Here is a 1,000-nt window from a genome sequence, read left to right as displayed (position 1 = left end):
TGATTCAGGAAGCTGTGCAGAACAGTTTCAGAGAGTTTCCATCCAATCGACTTTCCCGGGAGCAGCTAGCCCGTCAACTCAGTTTTATTCTTCTGGAAATGCAGGAGCGTTTTCTCCGCGGCAAGGCGCTTCGTTCTCTCAGCTTCAAGGTAGACAAGCAAAAACAGAATCCGCAGATTGCCGGAGATCCGGCATTTCATCTTTACCTTTCCTTATTGACTGAAACGTTTAACCGTCATCCCACCCTCTGGCACACAGGCAGCGGTGAACGTCGCCACTATCAGGAAGACCTCTCCGCCCTGTTTATGAAAGCCGCTGATCGTGAAGATTATGGTAAGGAGTGGTACCAGCAGATTCGCAGAATTCTGGACGGTGAAAAGCCGGTGCCTGTGACTCCACCACCGCCTGCTCAGGAAACGGTCAGGTATCACTACGAGGATGACGACGAATACGAAGGCTGGTTTGAACTCACTACCTTTAGAGTGATGCTTGGGATGGGGGCTATGGTTGGCGTGTTTGCTGCCAGCATAGTTTACCAGGTGATCTCTGAACATGAAGCCGAATCGCAAAGGCAGCAATCCCAGCAGGAGGAGGAGCTGAAAAAGCAGTTAGGCAAAAAACTGAACAAACCAGAGCGAAAAGATCCCAAAGGAAGGGACTGGCAACCCGGTATAGAGGACAAGGAGGAGGTCAAGCGCATTATGGAAGGCTTTCCAGAAAAGGTTTGGAAGAATGTAATGATCCAGGCCGGGCTGATGAGTCCTTTATTCTGTAGAATGGATCTGGATGATATCTTAATGCAGTTGCAGCTGTCAGCGCTCTACAGTCATTTGAGGGAAGCGCGTTATATCTGGACAGAAGAAGATGAAATACAGCACAAAAGACAGCAGGAAGAATTTGCAAAACGTCATAAAAAGGAGCAGGAAGAGGCGGCTAAAAGAGCCAGAACGGTCACTCATACTTCATCAACAACTCACCAACAAGACGACTGGGGGGGCTT

The 1,000-nt window shown here is 49.1% G+C and carries 1 protein-coding gene; it reads left to right on the top strand.

Translation table 11 applies throughout. The annotated features are described in order from the left end of the window. Positions 1-14: 14 nt before the first annotated feature. Positions 15-1,000, top strand: a 986-nt coding sequence (locus KDK19_RS17620; RefSeq protein ID WP_257292485.1) for a hypothetical protein, incomplete at its 3' end; no start/stop codon positions are given.

This window comes from Endozoicomonas sp. ONNA1, from assembly GCF_024606325.1.
In the GTDB taxonomy this organism is placed as follows: Bacteria; Pseudomonadota; Gammaproteobacteria; order Pseudomonadales; family Endozoicomonadaceae; genus Endozoicomonas_A.
Note: the sequence above shows the minus strand (reverse complement) of the source record. Positions and strands in the feature narration are given on the sequence as shown.